The sequence below is a fragment of the Nonomuraea africana genome (assembly GCF_014873535.1).
Lineage (GTDB): Bacteria > Actinomycetota > Actinomycetes > Streptosporangiales > Streptosporangiaceae > Nonomuraea > Nonomuraea africana.
The window spans coordinates 6168313-6183468 of sequence record NZ_JADBEF010000001.1 but is presented as its reverse complement, the minus strand read 5'-3'; the positions used below and the strand labels follow the sequence as shown (position 1 = coordinate 6183468).

Annotated in this window: 14 protein-coding genes and 1 pseudogene; 8 read left to right on the top strand and 7 right to left on the bottom strand. The window is 70.5% G+C overall.

Annotated elements, in window-relative coordinates; all coding sequences use genetic code 11:
- The first annotated feature begins 16 nt into the window (after positions 1–16).
- The 4 genes from H4W81_RS29285 (at position 17) to H4W81_RS29270 (ending at position 4279) form a co-directional block, all read left to right on the top strand.
- A complete protein-coding gene (locus tag H4W81_RS29285) occupies positions 17–1450 on the top strand; it encodes an acetyl-CoA synthetase (RefSeq protein ID WP_192777772.1) in 1434 nt (477 codons plus the stop codon).
- Between the two features lie 77 nt (positions 1451–1527).
- Complete coding sequence (locus H4W81_RS29280; protein ID WP_192777771.1) at positions 1528–2394, top strand: hypothetical protein; 867 nt, start codon at positions 1528–1530, stop codon at positions 2392–2394.
- 9 nt (positions 2395–2403) lie between these two features.
- A complete protein-coding gene (locus tag H4W81_RS29275) occupies positions 2404–3360 on the top strand; it encodes a zinc-binding dehydrogenase (protein ID WP_192777770.1) in 957 nt (318 codons plus the stop codon).
- A gap of 76 nt (positions 3361–3436) precedes the next feature.
- Complete coding sequence (locus H4W81_RS29270) at positions 3437–4279, top strand: oxygenase MpaB family protein (protein WP_192777769.1); 843 nt, start codon at positions 3437–3439, stop codon at positions 4277–4279.
- On the opposite strand, the gene H4W81_RS29265 is transcribed toward H4W81_RS29270, so the two are convergent.
- From H4W81_RS29265 to H4W81_RS29255, 3 genes are all read right to left on the bottom strand, one after another.
- Positions 4265–4984, bottom strand: a complete 720-nt coding sequence (locus H4W81_RS29265) for a PadR family transcriptional regulator (RefSeq protein ID WP_192777768.1) — start codon at positions 4982–4984, stop codon at positions 4265–4267. The genes H4W81_RS29270 and H4W81_RS29265 overlap by 15 nt on opposite strands.
- A complete protein-coding gene (locus H4W81_RS29260; protein ID WP_192777767.1) occupies positions 4981–5781 on the bottom strand; it encodes a DUF4097 family beta strand repeat-containing protein in 801 nt (266 codons plus the stop codon). The genes H4W81_RS29265 and H4W81_RS29260 overlap by 4 nt, the downstream gene beginning before the upstream one ends.
- A 91-nt stretch (positions 5782–5872) precedes the next feature.
- The gene (locus H4W81_RS29255; RefSeq protein WP_192777766.1) at positions 5873–6055 is read right to left on the bottom strand and encodes a DUF6104 family protein; all 183 of its coding nucleotides are present in this window, start codon (positions 6053–6055) and stop codon (positions 5873–5875) included.
- Positions 6056–6176: 121 nt separating this feature from the next.
- Between H4W81_RS29255 and H4W81_RS29250 the strand changes: the two genes are divergently transcribed.
- Genes H4W81_RS29250 through H4W81_RS29240 form a run of 3 tightly spaced genes read left to right on the top strand, consistent with a single transcriptional unit; the run spans position 6177 to position 8630 of the window.
- Entirely contained in the window at positions 6177–6758 is a 582-nt protein-coding gene (locus tag H4W81_RS29250) for an RNA polymerase sigma factor (protein ID WP_192777765.1), read from the top strand.
- Positions 6751–7812, top strand: coding sequence for a CU044_5270 family protein (locus H4W81_RS29245; protein WP_192777764.1), 1062 nt, complete (start codon positions 6751–6753; stop codon positions 7810–7812). Before H4W81_RS29250 ends, H4W81_RS29245 begins: the two co-directional genes overlap by 8 nt.
- A gap of 17 nt (positions 7813–7829) precedes the next feature.
- On the top strand, positions 7830–8630 hold the full coding sequence (locus H4W81_RS29240) for a hypothetical protein (RefSeq protein ID WP_192777763.1): 801 nt from the start codon (positions 7830–7832) through the stop codon (positions 8628–8630).
- 58 nt (positions 8631–8688) lie between these two features.
- On the opposite strand, the gene H4W81_RS29235 is transcribed toward H4W81_RS29240, so the two are convergent.
- The 4 genes and pseudogenes from H4W81_RS29235 to H4W81_RS48835 form a co-directional block, all read right to left on the bottom strand.
- Positions 8689–12330: a multifunctional oxoglutarate decarboxylase/oxoglutarate dehydrogenase thiamine pyrophosphate-binding subunit/dihydrolipoyllysine-residue succinyltransferase subunit gene (locus H4W81_RS29235; protein WP_192777762.1), complete on the bottom strand. Its 3642-nt coding sequence runs from the start codon at positions 12328–12330 to the stop codon at positions 8689–8691.
- A 204-nt stretch (positions 12331–12534) separates the two neighbouring features.
- Positions 12535–13179: a B3/B4 domain-containing protein gene (locus H4W81_RS29230; protein WP_192777761.1), complete on the bottom strand. Its 645-nt coding sequence runs from the start codon at positions 13177–13179 to the stop codon at positions 12535–12537.
- 65 nt (positions 13180–13244) lie between these two features.
- Entirely contained in the window at positions 13245–13511 is a 267-nt protein-coding gene (locus H4W81_RS48840) for a response regulator transcription factor (RefSeq protein ID WP_318782517.1), read from the bottom strand.
- Positions 13512–13517: 6 nt separating this feature from the next.
- Positions 13518–13724 (bottom strand): annotated as a pseudogene (locus H4W81_RS48835) (response regulator); the annotation flags it as partial.
- 358 nt (positions 13725–14082) lie between these two features.
- Between H4W81_RS48835 and H4W81_RS29220 the strand changes: the two are divergent.
- On the top strand, positions 14083–15141 hold the full coding sequence (locus H4W81_RS29220) for an MBL fold metallo-hydrolase (RefSeq protein ID WP_192777760.1): 1059 nt from the start codon (positions 14083–14085) through the stop codon (positions 15139–15141).
- Positions 15142–15156 lie beyond the last annotated feature (15 nt).

Here is a 15156-nt window from a genome sequence, read left to right as displayed (position 1 = left end):
TGGTTATATCGGCGTCATGGATCCACGCACCCCCTGCCTCGTCGGAGCCGCTCAGCTCACCGTCCGCGACCAGCCGGGTCCCGAGCCGCTGATCCTGTGGGAGACGGTGGCGAGACAGGCGCTGTCCGAGGCGCGGCTGCCCGCCACGCGGCTCGACTCCGTCCAGATCGTCTACACCGACTCCTGGCAGTACGACGACCCGGTCGGACGGCTGGCGGAGCGCCTGGACGCCGCTCCCCGCCACCGCGCCTACTCCAGGGTCGGCGGGACGGCGCCGCAGCAGCTGATCGGCGCGGCGGCCGGCCGGATCGCGGCGGGGGAGATGGAAGCGGCGCTGGTCGTGGGCGCCGAGGCGCTGGCCACCAGGCGGGCCTGTCGCAGGGCGGGTGAGCGCGTGGCGTGGAGCCACCCGGCCGACCCCAAACCGCCCTACGGCTGGGAGCGCGATCCCGACCCCGCCGCGCTGGCCCACGAGCTCTTCCTGCCCGTGCACACGTACGCGATCATGGAGACCGCTCTGCGGCTCGGGATCGCGAAGGAGCGAACCTCTCGCGGGGAGCTGTTCGCCCCCTTCACCGAGGTCGCCGCGGTGAACCCGCACGCCTGGCACCGCACGGCGCACGCGCCGGAGGAGCTCGTGACGCCGGGGCCCGGCAACCGCTTCGTCGGCTGGCCCTACACGAAGAAGACGGTCGCGGTCATGGAGGTGGACCAGGCGGCGGCGCTGGTGCTGGTCGCCAGTGGGCTCGCCGACCGGCTCGGGATCCCCCTCGACCAGCGGATCTACCTGCGCGGCTGGGCCTACGCCGAGGACACGTGGGAGGTGGCGGCCAGGCCCTCGCTCGGCGCGTCCGCGGCGCTCGGCGCGGCGGCCGCGGCGGCGTTCGAGCGCGCGGGGCTCGGCCTCGACGACATGGCGGCCATGGACATCTACAGCTGCTTCGCCGTCGCCGTCCGGATGGCCTGCGCGGAGCTGGGCCTGGACCCGCTGGACCGGCGCGGGCTCACCGTCACCGGCGGCCTGCCGTACGCGGGCGGCCCGGCCAGCGCCTACGTGCTGCACTCGACGGCGACCATGGCGGGGCTGCTGAGGGACGGCGGGCACGGCCTGGTCACCGGGGTGGGCATGCACCTGACCAAGCACACCTACGCCGTGTGGTCCAGCGAGCCGGGCGGCACGCTCGGCGACGGCGTGCCCGTCCACACCGCCGAGCCCGTGCCGATCGTCTCCTCGTGCGCGGGGCAGGCCACGGTGGCCGGATACACGATCGCGCACGAGCGCGACGGCTCGCCCTCGAAGGGCCTGCTCGTGGTCGACCTGCCCGAGGGTGGGCGCGCCCACGCGTGGGTGCTGCGGGAGGAGCTGATGGCCGACGCCATGGAGAGGGAGCTGGTCGGGGAGCGCGTGGTGCTCACCAGCGACGGCAAGGTCAACATCGCCGTTTGGTGACGCACGGTTGTGAACTTGTGACCTGTGCGGGTCGCGCAGGTCTTGCGCCGGTGCGGGCCCGGCAACTGAATGGAGGTGTGCACGATGTCTTGGAGGCAGGCACCCCCCGACGCAGGCGCTGGATCGGCATCGCGGTCCTCGTCGGCGTTCTCGCCGTCCCCGCCGCGGGCCTGCTGATCAGCGGGAGCCCTGAGGAGCCCGCTCGGCCTGGGCCGCGGGAGGGAGGGCTGCCCGCGGTGCCGCCTCCCTCGGTCGCTCCGCCGGAGAGCGTCCCCAACGTGCTGCGCGCCGACGCCAGGCGGGAGGGCGAGGAGGAGGTCATCGACGTGGTCTTCCCCGACGGCACCGAGGCCGAGGTGCGCTACCCCGCGCGGCTGCAGCTGGGCAGGAAGGGGTCCAGACCGCTCCAGGGGGCGTGGAGCGAAGGCGAGAGCGCGGTGTTCCGCAAGCTGTTCGCCCCGCTGGGCGGGCTGCCGCTGAACGGCAGGCGGATCAGGAGCCTGACCCCCAACGTCTCCCTGTGGGCCTCCCCGAGCGGCCACCTGCTGATCTACGAGTTCGGCGACTGGCGCCTCGCCTTCCTCGACAGGTCGTCCGACGGGCTCACCTTCGAGCAGCGGATGGAGTGGGCACGCTCGATCAAGGGCAGGGTGACGCCTGACGGCTACCTGGTGCTGTCGGCGCGGAAACCCGTGCACCTGTCCAGGCCGGGCGAGCGGCTGGGCGGCGAGCCCGCAGGGCCCGGCCTGCTGTTCGGCGGAGGACTCAGCCAGATGGTGCTGACACCCGACTGTCCGCGCAACGGCGGCGTTCCCCCCGAGGTCCGGCAGAACGGCAGGGGCGCCGACGGCACGTGCAAGGGCGACGTCTTCGTCTCCGCCTCGGGCGAGCTGCCGTTCGTGAAGTCGGCGCTGAAGGGAATCAAGGTCAAGCTCAAGCAGTAGTGTGCGGCCATGTTCGCCGTTACCGCTACACAGACCGATCCCGACAACCCGCTGGCCGGGCTGACGCTCGGTGAGCACCCAGATCCCAAGGCGCCGGACGGCTGGACCACGGTGTCCGTGAAGGCGGCCGCGCTCAACCACCACGACCTCTGGACGCTCAAGGGCGTCGGCATCCGCCAGGACCGCCTGCCCATCGTGCTCGGCTGCGACGCCGCCGGCCTCGACGAGGACGGCAACGAGGTCATCGTGCACTCCGTGATCGGCTCGGGCGCCGACGAGACGCTCGACCCGAAGCGGTCCCTGCTGTCGGAGGTCCACGACGGCACGTTCGCCGAGCGGGTCGCGGTGCCGCGCCGCAACCTGGTGCCCAAGCCGGCCGCGCTGACGTTCGAGGAGGCGGCGTGCCTGCCCACGGCATGGCTGACCGCCTACCGGATGCTGTTCGACAAGGCGGGGCTTCAGCCGGGCTCGACCGTCCTCGTGCAGGGCGCGGGCGGTGGCGTCGCGACGGCGTTGATCGCCCTCGGGAGGGCGGCGGGCTTCAGGGTGTGGGCGACGTCGAGGTCGCAGGACAAGCGCGACCGGGCCCTGGCGCTCGGCGCCGACCAGGTCTTCGAGACGGGCGCCAGGCTGCCCGAGCGGGTCGACGCGGTGATGGAGACCGTCGGCCAGGCCACCTGGGATCACTCGCTGAAGTCGCTGCGCCCCGGCGGGCGGATCGTCGTGTCGGGCGCGACCAGCGGCGCGGTCCCGCCCGCCGACCTGAACAGGGTCTTCTTCCTGCAGCTGTCGGTCATCGGCTCGACGATGGGCACCCGCGACCAGCTCGCTCGCCTCGCGGTCTTCCTCGAGCAGACCGGGGTGCGGCCGCTCATCGACCGGACGATGCCCATGACCGAGGCGCGCGACGGGTTCGCCGCGATGCACGGGGGTGACCTGTTCGGGAAGGTCGTCTTCACCACGTAATAAGTGACGGGTTACTTCGCGCCCTCCCGGGTGATACAAAGAAAGGGAAGATGTATCATCCGGGAGGTCATGACCCATGGAGCAGTTCCATCCGGGCACGATGCACTGGGACACCGCCGGCGAATATCGCAACCTGCTCGTCGCGGGCAGCGCGCTGGTCCTGCAGACGATGCATCCGGCCGTCGGCGCGGCCGTGGCCGAGCACTCCACCTACAAGCAGGATCCATGGGGACGGCTCAACCGCACGCTCACCTCCGTCCAGAAATGGGTGTACGGCGGAGCCGAGGGCCTCGAGGAGGGGCGGCGGCTGCGCGAGATCCACGCCCCGATCAGCGGCACCGATGAGCAGGGCCGCTCCTATCACGCGCTCAACGGCGAGGCGTACGCCTGGGTGCACCTGACGCTGTTCGAGCGGTTCATCACCCTGCACCGCTACTTCGGCAAGCCGTACTCCGCCGAGCAGGAGCGCCTGCTCTACGCCGAGTCGCGGCAGCTGGGGCGGATCCTGCGGGTGCCCGAGCGGGAGGTGCCGCCGACGGTCGAGGAGTTCTGGCCCTACTTCGACGAGATGGTCGCCAGTCGGCTCGAGCCCCATCCGACCGCGCTCGAGGTGCTGGCCACCATGCGCGGCACGCCCGTTCCCCCCATGGTGCCGAGGGCGCTGCGCAAGATCTGGACACCGGTGGGGATGGGGTCGGGCGAGTTCAACTACTTCGTCACCGTCGGGACGCTGCCGCCTGCCGTCCGGGAGGTGCTGGGTCTGTCCTGGTCGGCGCGGGACGAGCGGCGGCTGCTCAGGCTCGGCCGGGCGGTGGCGGCGCTCACGCCGCACCTGCCCGAGCGGGCGCGCTACCTGCCGATCGCCTACCGTGCCAGGCGGGCCGCGCGCCGGCGGCGGGAGCTGTCACCCGCGCAGTGAGTCGCGGATCCTCTCGGTCGCCTCGTCGAGCGCGGCGCGGCACTGCTCGAGCTTCTCGCGCGTGAGGGGGCTGTCGGAGGCCTGCTCGCGGACCGTGGCGACGAAGTCGGCCAGCAGCTCGCCCAGTTCGGCGTCGAGTTCGGCGCGGTTCTCGCCGGCTCCGCCGAGGTCGCTCCAGACCTCGTTCCAGACGCTGCGCCACCGCCTGCTCAGGCGCTCGCCCTCGCTCTGCCAGTGCGTGGCGTGGTCCATCCACTGCCGCTTCTGCTGGTCCTTCAGCCGCCGGAACTCGTCCGCCTGCTGCTGGCGGCTACTGCGCTTGACGTCCTTGGCGATCGCGGTCAGCTCCTCGCGCAGCGACTTGACCGTCTCGCGGACGTCCTCCTTGACCTCGCGGGCGATGTCGCGGACCGAGTCGGTGATCTCCTGTTCCAGGTCGGCCAGCTCGTCGAGGCGGGAGTCGAGCTCGGCGCGGCCCTTGTCGGTGATCGAGAACACCTTCTTGCCGTCGATGACCTCGTGCGTGACCAGGCCCTCCTCCTCCAGGCGGGCCAGCCGCGGGTAGATGGTGCCGGGCGAGGGGGAGTAGACGCCCAGGAAGCGGTCCTGGAGCAGCCTGATCACCTCGTAGCCGTGGCGCGGGCTCTCCTCCAGGAGCTTGAGCAGGTACAGGCGGAGCCTGCCGTGGGCGAAGACCGGGCTCATTCCTTCTCCCCCTTGAGCAGCGTGACGTCGGCCGAGACCGTGTTGGCCGTGAGAGAGGCCATTCCACCACCCAGCCGTCCCGACAGCGACCTGGCCGCGGGACGGCCGTCCGCGCGCAGCTCGTCGAAGGCCGAGTCGAGGCGGCCCGAGGTCGAGCGGATCGTGACGTCGCTCTGCGCGTCGTGCGGCAGGCGGACCAGGATGTCGCCGGAGACGCTGGTCAGCGTGACGTGGCCGGTGGGGCGCAGCGCCAGGTCGGCGGTGATCCGGCCGGAGATCGTGTTGGCCCTCAGCCGCCTCGGGACGCCGCCGGCGACGGCCAGGTCACCCGAGACGCTCTTGAACGCCAGGTCGCCCTCCATCGCACGGCTCTCGACGTCTCCGGAGACGGTCTCGGCGCTGACGTCGCCGCTCACGCCGTCCAGGACGATCTCGCCGGAGACGCTGCGGACGTTGGTGCGCCGCTCGAACCCCGCCACCACGGCCGAGGCCGAGACCACGCCGACGCTGAGGCGGCAGTCCTTGGGCACGGTGATCGTCAGGGTGCTGGAGCGCCGGCCCGATCGTTTGAGCCAGCCGAGCAGGCCGTCCCAGGTGAGGTCCTTGTAGGCGATGGTGAGCGTGCCGTCCTCGTCATGGGTGACGATGAGCGGGGCAGAGTCGATCTCGGTGACCTCCAGCGTCGGCGGGCCCTCGCTGGCCAGGACGGCCAGCCGGCCGGCGACGATGCGCACGTGGAGCGCGTTCACCGTGTCGAACGCGAGCTGCTGGGGCTGCTCGATCGTCCAATGCGCCATGGTTCCGTCCTTCGTTCCCGACACGTCCGACACAAGACACGATATGTCGCGTTCGGTGAAAACTCAAGATGTATCGTGTCTCGCGCGGTCGTCACTCCTCGTCGTCGTCGGAGTCGTGCCGGGCCAGCCAGGTCGCCAGGCGCTCGATGGGGGTCTCGAACTCGGGGTTGAGATCCACGAACTCGCGCAGCCGCTCACCCAGCCACAGGATGCTGACCTCCTCCTCCCCGCGCCGCTCGACCAGTTCCTCGATCCCCCTGTCGGTGAAGTACATCTCTCTCTCCTGCTCCCTCGCACCTTTGTCGGTGCGTAACTCTAATGCGCGAGACGGCGTGAACCTTTCGCGGGCGAGCCGGTAAGTACAGGCGTTCGATCACCGCACCGAAAGGCCATATATGTCCCAGCCCGCCGCGACCACCGAGGTCGCCGACGCCGAGCTGATCCGGCGCTCGTGGCAGGAACCTGAGGCGTTCGCCGCGGTGTTCGACCGCCACGCCCCGCAGCTGCACAGGTACGCGGCACGCAGGCTCGGGCCCGACGCCGCGGAGGACGTCGTCTCCGAGACCTTCCTCGCCGCCTTCCAGCACCGCCGCCGCTACGACCCCGAGTACGCCAACGCCAGGCCATGGCTGTACGGCATCGCCTCGAACGTGATCGGCAAGCGGCGCAGGGACGAGCTCTCCCGCTATCGGGCCTACGTCCGCGGCGGCGTGGACCCGGCGGAGATCACCGGAGGGCTGGTCGAGGACAGCGTGTCCACGCTGACCGTCAACCGGCCCCTGGTCGCCGCGCTCGCCGGGCTGAAGGCCGGTGACCGCGACGTGCTGCTGCTGGTCGCGTGGGTCGGACTGAGCTACGAGGAGGTCGCGCGCGCACTGGACATCCCGGTCGGGACGGTCCGCTCGCGGCTCAACAGGGCCAGGAAGAAGGCCCGTCAGGCACTGGAGGACACATGGGAGGACGGCCTCGATGGATGAGATGGACGCGGTGCGGCGACTGTGGGCGGACACGCCCGAGGGATCGGCGGGACACCTCGCCACCAGCCGGGCCCTGCTGGAGCGGGCCTACACGGTGAACCAGGAGGAGCGGGACCGGCGGGTGCGGGGGCCGCGCCGGATCCTCGGCGGGTGGGTGCCGAAGGGCCTGGCCGTCGTGGCCGCGGCGGCCGTGACCGTGCTGGCCGTCCAGGTGATCGTGCCAGGGGCCGCGCCGCCCGCCAGCGCCCGGGAACTGCTCGCCAGGGCGGCGGACGCGGCTGAGGACCAGGGCGAGCTGAGACCGGGCCCCGGCCAGTACCTGCACGTCAGCTCGGTGGCCATGCAGAACCTGATGGTCGGGCCCAGGGACGGCGCCGGAACCCGTCAGGTGATCCTGACGGTCGCCGAGGACCGGTGGGAGCCCGCCGCTCCAGGCCGGCCGTGGCTGGTCAGGGAGGAGCGCAAGTCGGCCGCTCCGGCGCCGGGAAGCGGGCCCGTCCCCTCGGGACCGTGGGACACCGGTGTCGAGGACAGCTACTACGAGTCCTCCTGCGACAGGGCACCCGGTGACGAACTCTCCTATCTGCGGCTCGGCGACTGGCCCACCGACGTGGCCGCGCTGCGCGCCAGGATCGAGAAGGTCGCCGCGAAACAGAGCGGTCCGGAGAACCTGCGCCTGTGGTCGACGATCAGCGGCCTGATCGAGAAGTCCGCCGCCAGGCCCGATCTGGCCGCGCCGCTGTTCGAGGTGGCGTCGAGCCTGAAGGGCATCAGGCTCTTCCCCGACGTCACCGACGCCGCGGGACGGCCCGGCCTCGCCGTCGGCATGGACGAGAGCGAGTACCTGCGCTCCGAGCTGGTCTTCGACAAGGAGACCTACCGCTACCTCGGCACCCGGTACGTGACCACCGCCGACCGGACCCAGACCCCCGGCGGCCACACCTTCGTCGTGCCCAAGGGCACCGTCACCGGCACCGCCCTGCTCGGGGTGGAGCTGGCCGACGCCATGCCCGAGCCCGCACCCGACGCTTCCCGTCTGAAGATCCCCTGCTAGGAAAGGACATCCGCAGCATGTTGCTGATCAACGCCCTTCTGGCGGCCGCTGTCGTCGTCAGCCCGTCACCCGAATACGAGACCGCCTACACCAAGGCGGTCGACCTTGAACAGGCCAAGGTCTCCTGCATGAAGGCGGCGGGGTTCGAGTACCTGCCCGCCGATCACGCCAAGGCCACCTTGAGCGACACCGAGCGCAAGGCCCGCAACGGCGACTACGCCGCCCTGCGGGCCCAGCGGGCGAAGAAGGGCTTCGGCGTCTGGTCCCTGCTCGTCCACCCCGAACCCCTGAGGAACGAGCACCCCAATAACAAGATCGTGATGGCGTTGCCGGAGGATCGGCAGAAGGCATACCAGGCGGCCGAGAACACGTGCTTCGTCGGGGCGGTCAAGAGCGTCCTGGGCAAGGAGGTCAGCTCGCTGGAGGACTACGCCCGCCAGCTCAGCGCCGCGTACGACGAACGGGCCGCCAAGGAGCTCGACGGCTCCGCGAACCTGGTCAAGCTGGGCAGCGCCTTCGCCACCTGCCTCAAGGTCACCGCGGCCAAGCCCACGGACCTGGCCGAGCGCGGCGTCAAGGCCTTCGTCGACGAGCGCACGGAGGTCGCTCGCAAGCAGGGCATGCGGGCTCCGGTCAAGGCCGCGCGCCTGATCCCGAGCCTGACGCCCGACCAGGCGAGGCCGTACCTGAAGAAGGAGATCAAGGCCGCGCTCGACGACCTGGCCTGCGGCAAGGACTTCTACGCCGCCTACTCGCCCGTGGCGTGGAAGCTCCAGCAGAAGGTCTACGCGGAGTTCGGCATGCCCTTCGCCTGGTAGCACCCCAGGGAAAGCGGAACGCCCCGGCCTGTCAAAGGCCGGGGCGTTCTTCGATCTGTCAGCCGAACAGCGCGTGCTGGATCTCCTCCAGCTCCCTGTCATGAGCGGCGTGCGAGCCGGTCGCGGGGGAGCTGTTGGCGGTGCGGGAGACCCTGCGCAGGCGGCGGCCGCCGAACAGGTCGGGGTTCTCCGCCAGCTTCAGCGTGAGGTACGGCCACGGCCCCATGTTGACCGGCTCGTCCTGCGCCCAGACCAGCTCCACAGTGGAGCCGTAGCGGGCGAGCTCGGCGTTGAGCTCGTCCTCGGGGAACGGGTAGAGCCGCTCGAGGCGGACGATCGCGGTGTTCTCGGCGGCCGGCGACTTCTCGCGGGCCGCGATCAGGTCGTAGTAGACCTTGCCCGAGCACAGCACGACATTGGTGACCTTGCCGGGGTCGACCGTGGTGTCGCCGATGACGGGCTGGAAGGTGCCCGCGGTGAACTCGACGGCCTTCGACGTCGCCTTCTTGTGGCGTAGCAGCGACTTCGGCGTGAAGACCACCAGCGGCTTGTGCCTGCCCGACTGCACCTGCCAGCGCAGCAGGTGGAAGTAGTTGGCAGGGGTGGTCGGCTGGGCGACGGTCATGTTGTCGAGCGCGCAGACCTGCAGGAAGCGCTCGATGCGGGCCGAGGAGTGGTCGGGGCCCTGACCCTCGTAGCCGTGCGGCAGCAGCATCACGACGCCGGACTTCTGGCCCCACTTCTGCTCACCGGACGAGATGAACTCGTCGATGATCGTCTGGGCGCCGTTGACGAAGTCGCCGAACTGGGCCTCCCACGCCACCAGCGCGTCGGGCCTGACCACGCTGTAGCCGTACTCGAAGCCCAGCGCCGCGTACTCGCTCAGCAGCGAGTCGTAGACGTAGAACTTCGTGGTGTCCTGGTTGAAGGCCTTGAGCGGGGTGTGGTCCTCACCGGTGAGCCGGTCGACCAGCACCGCGTGGCGCTGGACGAACGTGCCGCGGCGGGAGTCCTGGCCGACGAGGCGGACGGGGTGACCGTCGATCAGCAGCGAGCCGAAGGCGATGGTCTCGCCCATGCCCCAGTCGATGGCGTCCTGCTCGACCATCTGACCGCGCCGCTGGATGATCGGCGCGAGCCGCGGGTGCGGGGTGAAGCCCTCGGGCAGGTTGAGCTGCGTGTCGACGACGCGCTTGAGCGTCTCGTCGGTGATCGCCGTGGGCGTGTCGGCGTGCGACCACTTGACCACCTCGGTGGCGGGCACCTGCAGCTCGCCGGAGTCGGCGGGGTGCTTGGCCGCCTCGCGGACCTCGGTGAAGGCCTGCTCGAGCTTGGCCTGGTAGTCGCGCAGCGCCGACTCGGCCTCCTCGACCGTGATGTCGCCGCGGCCGATCAGGGCCTCGGTGTAGAGCTTCCTGGTCGAGCGCTTGGCGTCGATGATGTCGTACATCAGCGGCTGCGTGTAGGCCGGGTTGTCGCCCTCGTTGTGGCCGCGACGGCGGTAGCAGACCATGTCGATGACGACGTCCTTGCGGAAGGTCTGGCGGTACTCGTAGGCCAGCCTGCCGACGCGGACGACGGCCTCGGGGTCGTCGCCGTTGACGTGGAAGATCGGTGCCTGGATCATCCGCGCCACGTCGGTCGCGTAGACCGAGCTCCTGGAGGAGGCGGGCGAGGTGGTGAAGCCGACCTGGTTGTTGACCACGATGTGCACGGTGCCGCCGGTGCGGTAGCCGCGCAGCTGCGACAGGTTGAGCGTCTCGGCCACCACGCCCTGGCCCGCGAAGGCCGCGTCGCCGTGGACGAGCACGGGCAGGACCGAGAAGCCCTCCTCGCCGCGCTCCAGCAGGTCCTGCTTGGCGCGCACGACGCCCTCGAGGACCGGGTCGACCGCCTCCAGGTGGGAGGGGTTGGCGACCACGGAGGAGATGATGGTCTTGCCGTTCGGCGCGGTGAAGGTGCCGCTGGCGCCCAGGTGGTACTTCACGTCGCCGGAGCCGTGCGCGGTGCGCGGGTCGATGTTGCCCTCGAACTCGCCGAAGATCTGGCCGTAGGACTTGCCCACGATGTTGGCCAGCACGTTGAGCCTGCCGCGGTGGGCCATGCCGATGACGACCTCGTCGAGGTCCTCGCCCGCCGCCTCGCTGATGACCGAGTCGAGCAGCGGGATGAGGGACTCGCCGCCCTCGAGCGAGAACCGCTTCTGGCCGACGAACTTCGTCTGCAGGAAGGTCTCGAACGCCTCGGCCGTGTTGAGCCGCGCGAGGACGTGCAGCTGCTCCTCGCGGTCGGGCTTGGCGTGCGCCTTCTCCACCCGCGCCTGGATCCAGGCCCGCTCCTCGGGGTTCTGGATGTGCATGTACTCGATGCCGACCGTGCGGCAGTAGGAGTCGCGCAGCACGCCCAGGATCTCGCGCAGCTTCATCAGCGGACGGCCGCCGAAACCGCCGGTGGCGAACTCGCGCTCCAGGTCCCACAGCGTGAGGCCGTGCGACTGGATGTCGAGGTCGGGGTGCTTGCGCTGCTTGTACTCCAGCGGGTCGGTCTCGGCCATGAGGTGGCCGCGGACCCGGTAGGCGTGGATCAGCTCGATCACGCGCGCGGACTTGGCGACGTCGTCGTCGTGGGAGGCGGAGACGTCCTGGGTCCAGCGAACGGGCTCGTAGGGGATCCGCAGCGCCTCGAAGATCTCGTCGTAGAAGCCGTCCTCGCCCAGCAGCAGCCGGTGGATCGTGCGCAGGAAGTCGCCCGACTGGGCGCCCTGGATGATCCGGTGGTCGTAGGTGCTGGTGAGCGTCATGACCTTGGAGACGGCCAGGCGCGAGAGCGTGTCGGGCGAGGCGCCCTGGTACTCGGCCGGGTACTCCATCGCGCCGACGCCGATGATCGTCCCCTGCCCGGGCATGAGACGCGGCACGGAGTGGACCGTGCCGATCGTGCCGGGGTTGGTCAGCGAGATCGTGGTGCCGGTGAAGTCGTCGACGCCCAGCTTGCCGGAGCGGGCCTTGCGGACGATGTCCTCGTAGGCCATCCAGAACTGCCGGAAGTCCATGTCCTCGGCCGCCTTGATGGACGGCACGAGGAGCTGGCGCTCGCCGCTGCTCTTCTGCACGTCGATCGCCAGGCCCAGGCCGATGTGCTCAGGCTTGATCAGCGTCGGCTTGCCGTCGACCTCGGTGTAGGAGTAGTTCATCTCCGGCATGGCCTTCAGCGCCTTGACGATCGCGTAGCCGATCAGGTGCGTGAAGGAGACCTTGCCACCACGACCGCGCGCGAGGTGATTGTTGATCACGATGCGGTTGTCGATGAGCAGCTTGGCGGGGATGGCCCTGACGCTGGTGGCGGTGGGCACGGTGAGCGAGGAATCCATGTTGGCCGCCGTGCGCGCTGCGGCGCCGCGCAGCTTGACCTCTTCTGCGCCGGCGGGCACGGGGGTGGAGACCTTGGGCTTCTCGGTTGCGGTGGTGGTCACGGCGGCCTTCGGAGCGGTGGGGGCGGGCGCGGTCGCTGTGCCGTTCGCCGCCTCCCTGGCCGGGGTTCGGCCCGGTCCATAGTCAGGGTTGTAGTCAGCGAAGAAGTTCCACCAGGCCTTGTCAACAGACTCGGGGTCCTGGAGGTATTTCTGGTACAGCTCGTCGACAAGCCATTCGTTCTGACCGAAGCTTGCCAGCGGGTTTGTCCGCGACGACTCAGACGACACGGCGGAAATCGCCCTCTTCCGCAGATCGGCGTTGATGATAGAGAACCTGTCCAAGGCTACTCGCCCAGACCGGCAACGTGCGCCCGTGAGGCGGGGCCACTTCGCCTGATCCTCTCAGGACAGTCCAAAGTGGTCACGCCTCCCTAGTCAATCATGGGGGTGCAGTCATTGTTACCATTCGGTATCAACACTCTGGCGGGAGTTTTACGTCCCGCTAACAATGAGTCTCGTCACTATGCGCACCTCCGGGGTGATCTCGGTCAGCAGGTCGGCCAGTTCCTCCCCGGCCACCTTGAGCTCCTCCAGGGAGAACGGCTCCAGGCGCTCCAGGAGGAAGAGTGCGTCGGTGGTCTCCTCCGTGATCCTGGTGCGCGCCACCTGGCGCCAGTTCCACCGGCGGCAGGTGACGCCGAGGTCGTCGCGCCAGACGACCTCGCCGGGCTCCGGCGTGCCGAGCGCCTCCTCGGACGGCTCGTCGCCCACGGCCCGCACCAGACGCGCCGGGCCCTGGTACCGGTTGAGGTCCTCGCCGCCGATGGGCAGCACGTGCTTGACGCTGATGGCGTTGTAGGCGTCGACGACCTGGTTGATCTCGGGCAGCGGCAGCCTGCGTGAGAGCGCGTCCACCGAGGGCCGCGTCCGCGACGGCTTCGCGCCGAACGCCCGGTAGGCCTCCCGCCACGACTCCAGCTTCTCGTGGTCGTTCGGCACCGGCCGGGCCCCGGCCAGCCAGCCGCGCGACCTGTCGTCGGTCGGGCCGTTGCGCAGGCCGTGCGCGGTGATGGCGAGGACGGCGAAGTCGGGCCGCAGCGCGGTGACAGAGGGATCAACGGTGATGTCGTCTAGCATGTGTCCAGCGTATGACGACCGCGCCGGCCGCCTGAGCGGGACCCGTGCCCCTGGCGTGGAACGCCCTACAGCCAGCCGTGCTCGCGGGCCAGGCTGAACGCCTCGGCCCGGCTCGAGACCCCGAGCTTGGCGACCACCGCCGCCAGGTAGTTGCGGACCGTGCCGCCGGACAGGTGGGTACGGCGGGCGATCACCGCCACCGGCGTGTCGAACTCCGCCAGCCGAAGCACCTCGAGCTCGCGCGGCGTCAGCGGGCACTCGGGCGCGGTCAGCGCGTCGGCGGCCAGCGCGGGGTCGACGTAGCGCCCTCCCGCGTGGACCCGCCTGATCACCTCGGCCAGCGCGCCGCCGGGTGAACCCTTCGGCAGGAAGCCCTTCGCGCCCGCGTCGAGGGCCCGCTTGAGCAGCGGCGGCTTGCCGTACCCGGTCAGGATGACCACCTTGCACGACGGCAGCGCCGCGGCCAGCTCGGCGCTGACCGCCAGCCCGTCGAGGGCGGGCATCTCCAGGTCGACCACGGCCACGTCCGGCCGATGGGCCAGCGCGGCGTCGACGGCGGCCCAGCGGCCCCGCGAGCGGGACGGAGGCCGCGGTCGCGGCGGCGAACAGCCGGCGGTGGACGCCCGGGTTCGCCGAAGGAGTGACCGCCGCGTAGAGCACGCCCGACTGGGCGGCGGCGAACAGCGCGATGCCGGGCGCGCCGAGGACGACCCGCACGGGCTCGGGTTCGCGCAACAGCCCGATGCCGGGCATGACGAGGCTCGCCAGCACGGTCAGGCCCAGTGTCGCCAGGGTCGCGAGCCTGGCTCAGCGCAGCACGCGGGCAATTCTAGGCGGGCGTCCCAGACCGGTGGACCCTGCCAGAACATGGTTGCCAGAATATGGTTCTGGAACAATGGCGAAATGTCGAAGTTTGTGGTGACAGCGGCGAACGAGGCCCAGCGGGCCGCCTGGCTCGGTGGAACGCTCCCCGAGGTCGAGAGGGTCCGGCCGGGCCTGTGGTCGATCCCGGTGCCCATTCCGATCAACCCGCTGCGCTACGTGCTGGTCTACGCGCTCGAACTGCCGGACGGCGTGGCGATCGTCGACGCGGGATGGAACACCGACGAGGCGTACGACGCGCTCGTGGCGGGGCTGGCCGTCGCGGGATACGCGATCACCGACGTCAAGGCGGTGCTGGTCACCCACATCCACCCCGACCACTACGGCCTCGCGGGGCGCGTCCGCGAGGTCTCCGGTGCGTGGATCGCCCTCCACCCCGCCGACGCCCGCCTGCTGCGCGACCGGTACGACGACGACTACGTCGAGACGCTGGTGCAGCAGGAGCGGGCGCTCCTGGTGCGGTCGGGGGTGCCGCAGACCGTGCTCGACACCCTGGCGGGCGCGTCGATGATGATCAGGCACATGGTGACCATGGCCAAGCCCGACCGGCTGGTGGAGGACGGCGACCGGCTCGACCTGGGCGGCTGGGACCTGCGTGCGGTGTGGACGCCCGGGCACTCGCCCGGCCACCTGTGCTTCGTGTCGGAGTCGCGCAGGGTGCTGTTCTCCGGCGACCACGTGCTCGCCAAGATCACTCCGATGGTGGCGGTGCACCCGCAGTCGGCGCCCAACCCGCTGGCCGACTATCTCGAGGCGCTGGTCGCGGTGCGCAAGTTCGAGGTGGACGAGGTGCTGCCGGCGCACGAGTACCGCTTCAAGGAGCTGGCCGAGCGCGTGGACCACGTGATCGGCCACCACGAGGACAGGCTCGAGGAGATCGTCGGCGTGGCGGCCGCGCACGACGGCGTCACCTGCTGGGACATCGCGACCAGGCTCACCTGGTCGCGGCCGTGGGAGACGATCCAGCCGTTCATGCGCCGCGCGGCGAACAACGAGACCCTCGCCCACCTGGTGTGGCTGGAGGCGAAGGGGCGGCTGCGCCGGACGCGGGGAGAGGCGGACCGCTGGCATTCCATGTAAAACTAGTCGGGAAAG

Bases quoted from the DNA above. Each gene is read 5' to 3' on its own strand.
- H4W81_RS29285 (WP_192777772.1), top strand. From the start codon at position 17: ATGGATCCACGCACCCCCTGCCTCGTCGGAGCCGCTCAGCTCACCGTC.
- H4W81_RS29275 (WP_192777770.1), top strand. From the start codon at position 2,404: ATGTTCGCCGTTACCGCTACACAGACCGATCCCGACAACCCGCTGGCC.
- H4W81_RS29270 (WP_192777769.1), top strand. From the start codon at position 3,437: ATGGAGCAGTTCCATCCGGGCACGATGCACTGGGACACCGCCGGCGAA.
- H4W81_RS29265 (WP_192777768.1), bottom strand. From the start codon at position 4,984: ATGAGCCCGGTCTTCGCCCACGGCAGGCTCCGCCTGTACCTGCTCAAG.
- H4W81_RS29260 (WP_192777767.1), bottom strand. From the start codon at position 5,781: ATGGCGCATTGGACGATCGAGCAGCCCCAGCAGCTCGCGTTCGACACG.
- H4W81_RS29255 (WP_192777766.1), bottom strand. From the start codon at position 6,055: ATGTACTTCACCGACAGGGGGATCGAGGAACTGGTCGAGCGGCGCGGG.
- H4W81_RS29250 (WP_192777765.1), top strand. From the start codon at position 6,177: ATGTCCCAGCCCGCCGCGACCACCGAGGTCGCCGACGCCGAGCTGATC.
- H4W81_RS29245 (WP_192777764.1), top strand. From the start codon at position 6,751: ATGGATGAGATGGACGCGGTGCGGCGACTGTGGGCGGACACGCCCGAG.
- H4W81_RS29240 (WP_192777763.1), top strand. From the start codon at position 7,830: ATGTTGCTGATCAACGCCCTTCTGGCGGCCGCTGTCGTCGTCAGCCCG.
- H4W81_RS29230 (WP_192777761.1), bottom strand. From the start codon at position 13,179: ATGCTAGACGACATCACCGTTGATCCCTCTGTCACCGCGCTGCGGCCC.
- H4W81_RS29220 (WP_192777760.1), top strand. From the start codon at position 14,083: ATGTCGAAGTTTGTGGTGACAGCGGCGAACGAGGCCCAGCGGGCCGCC.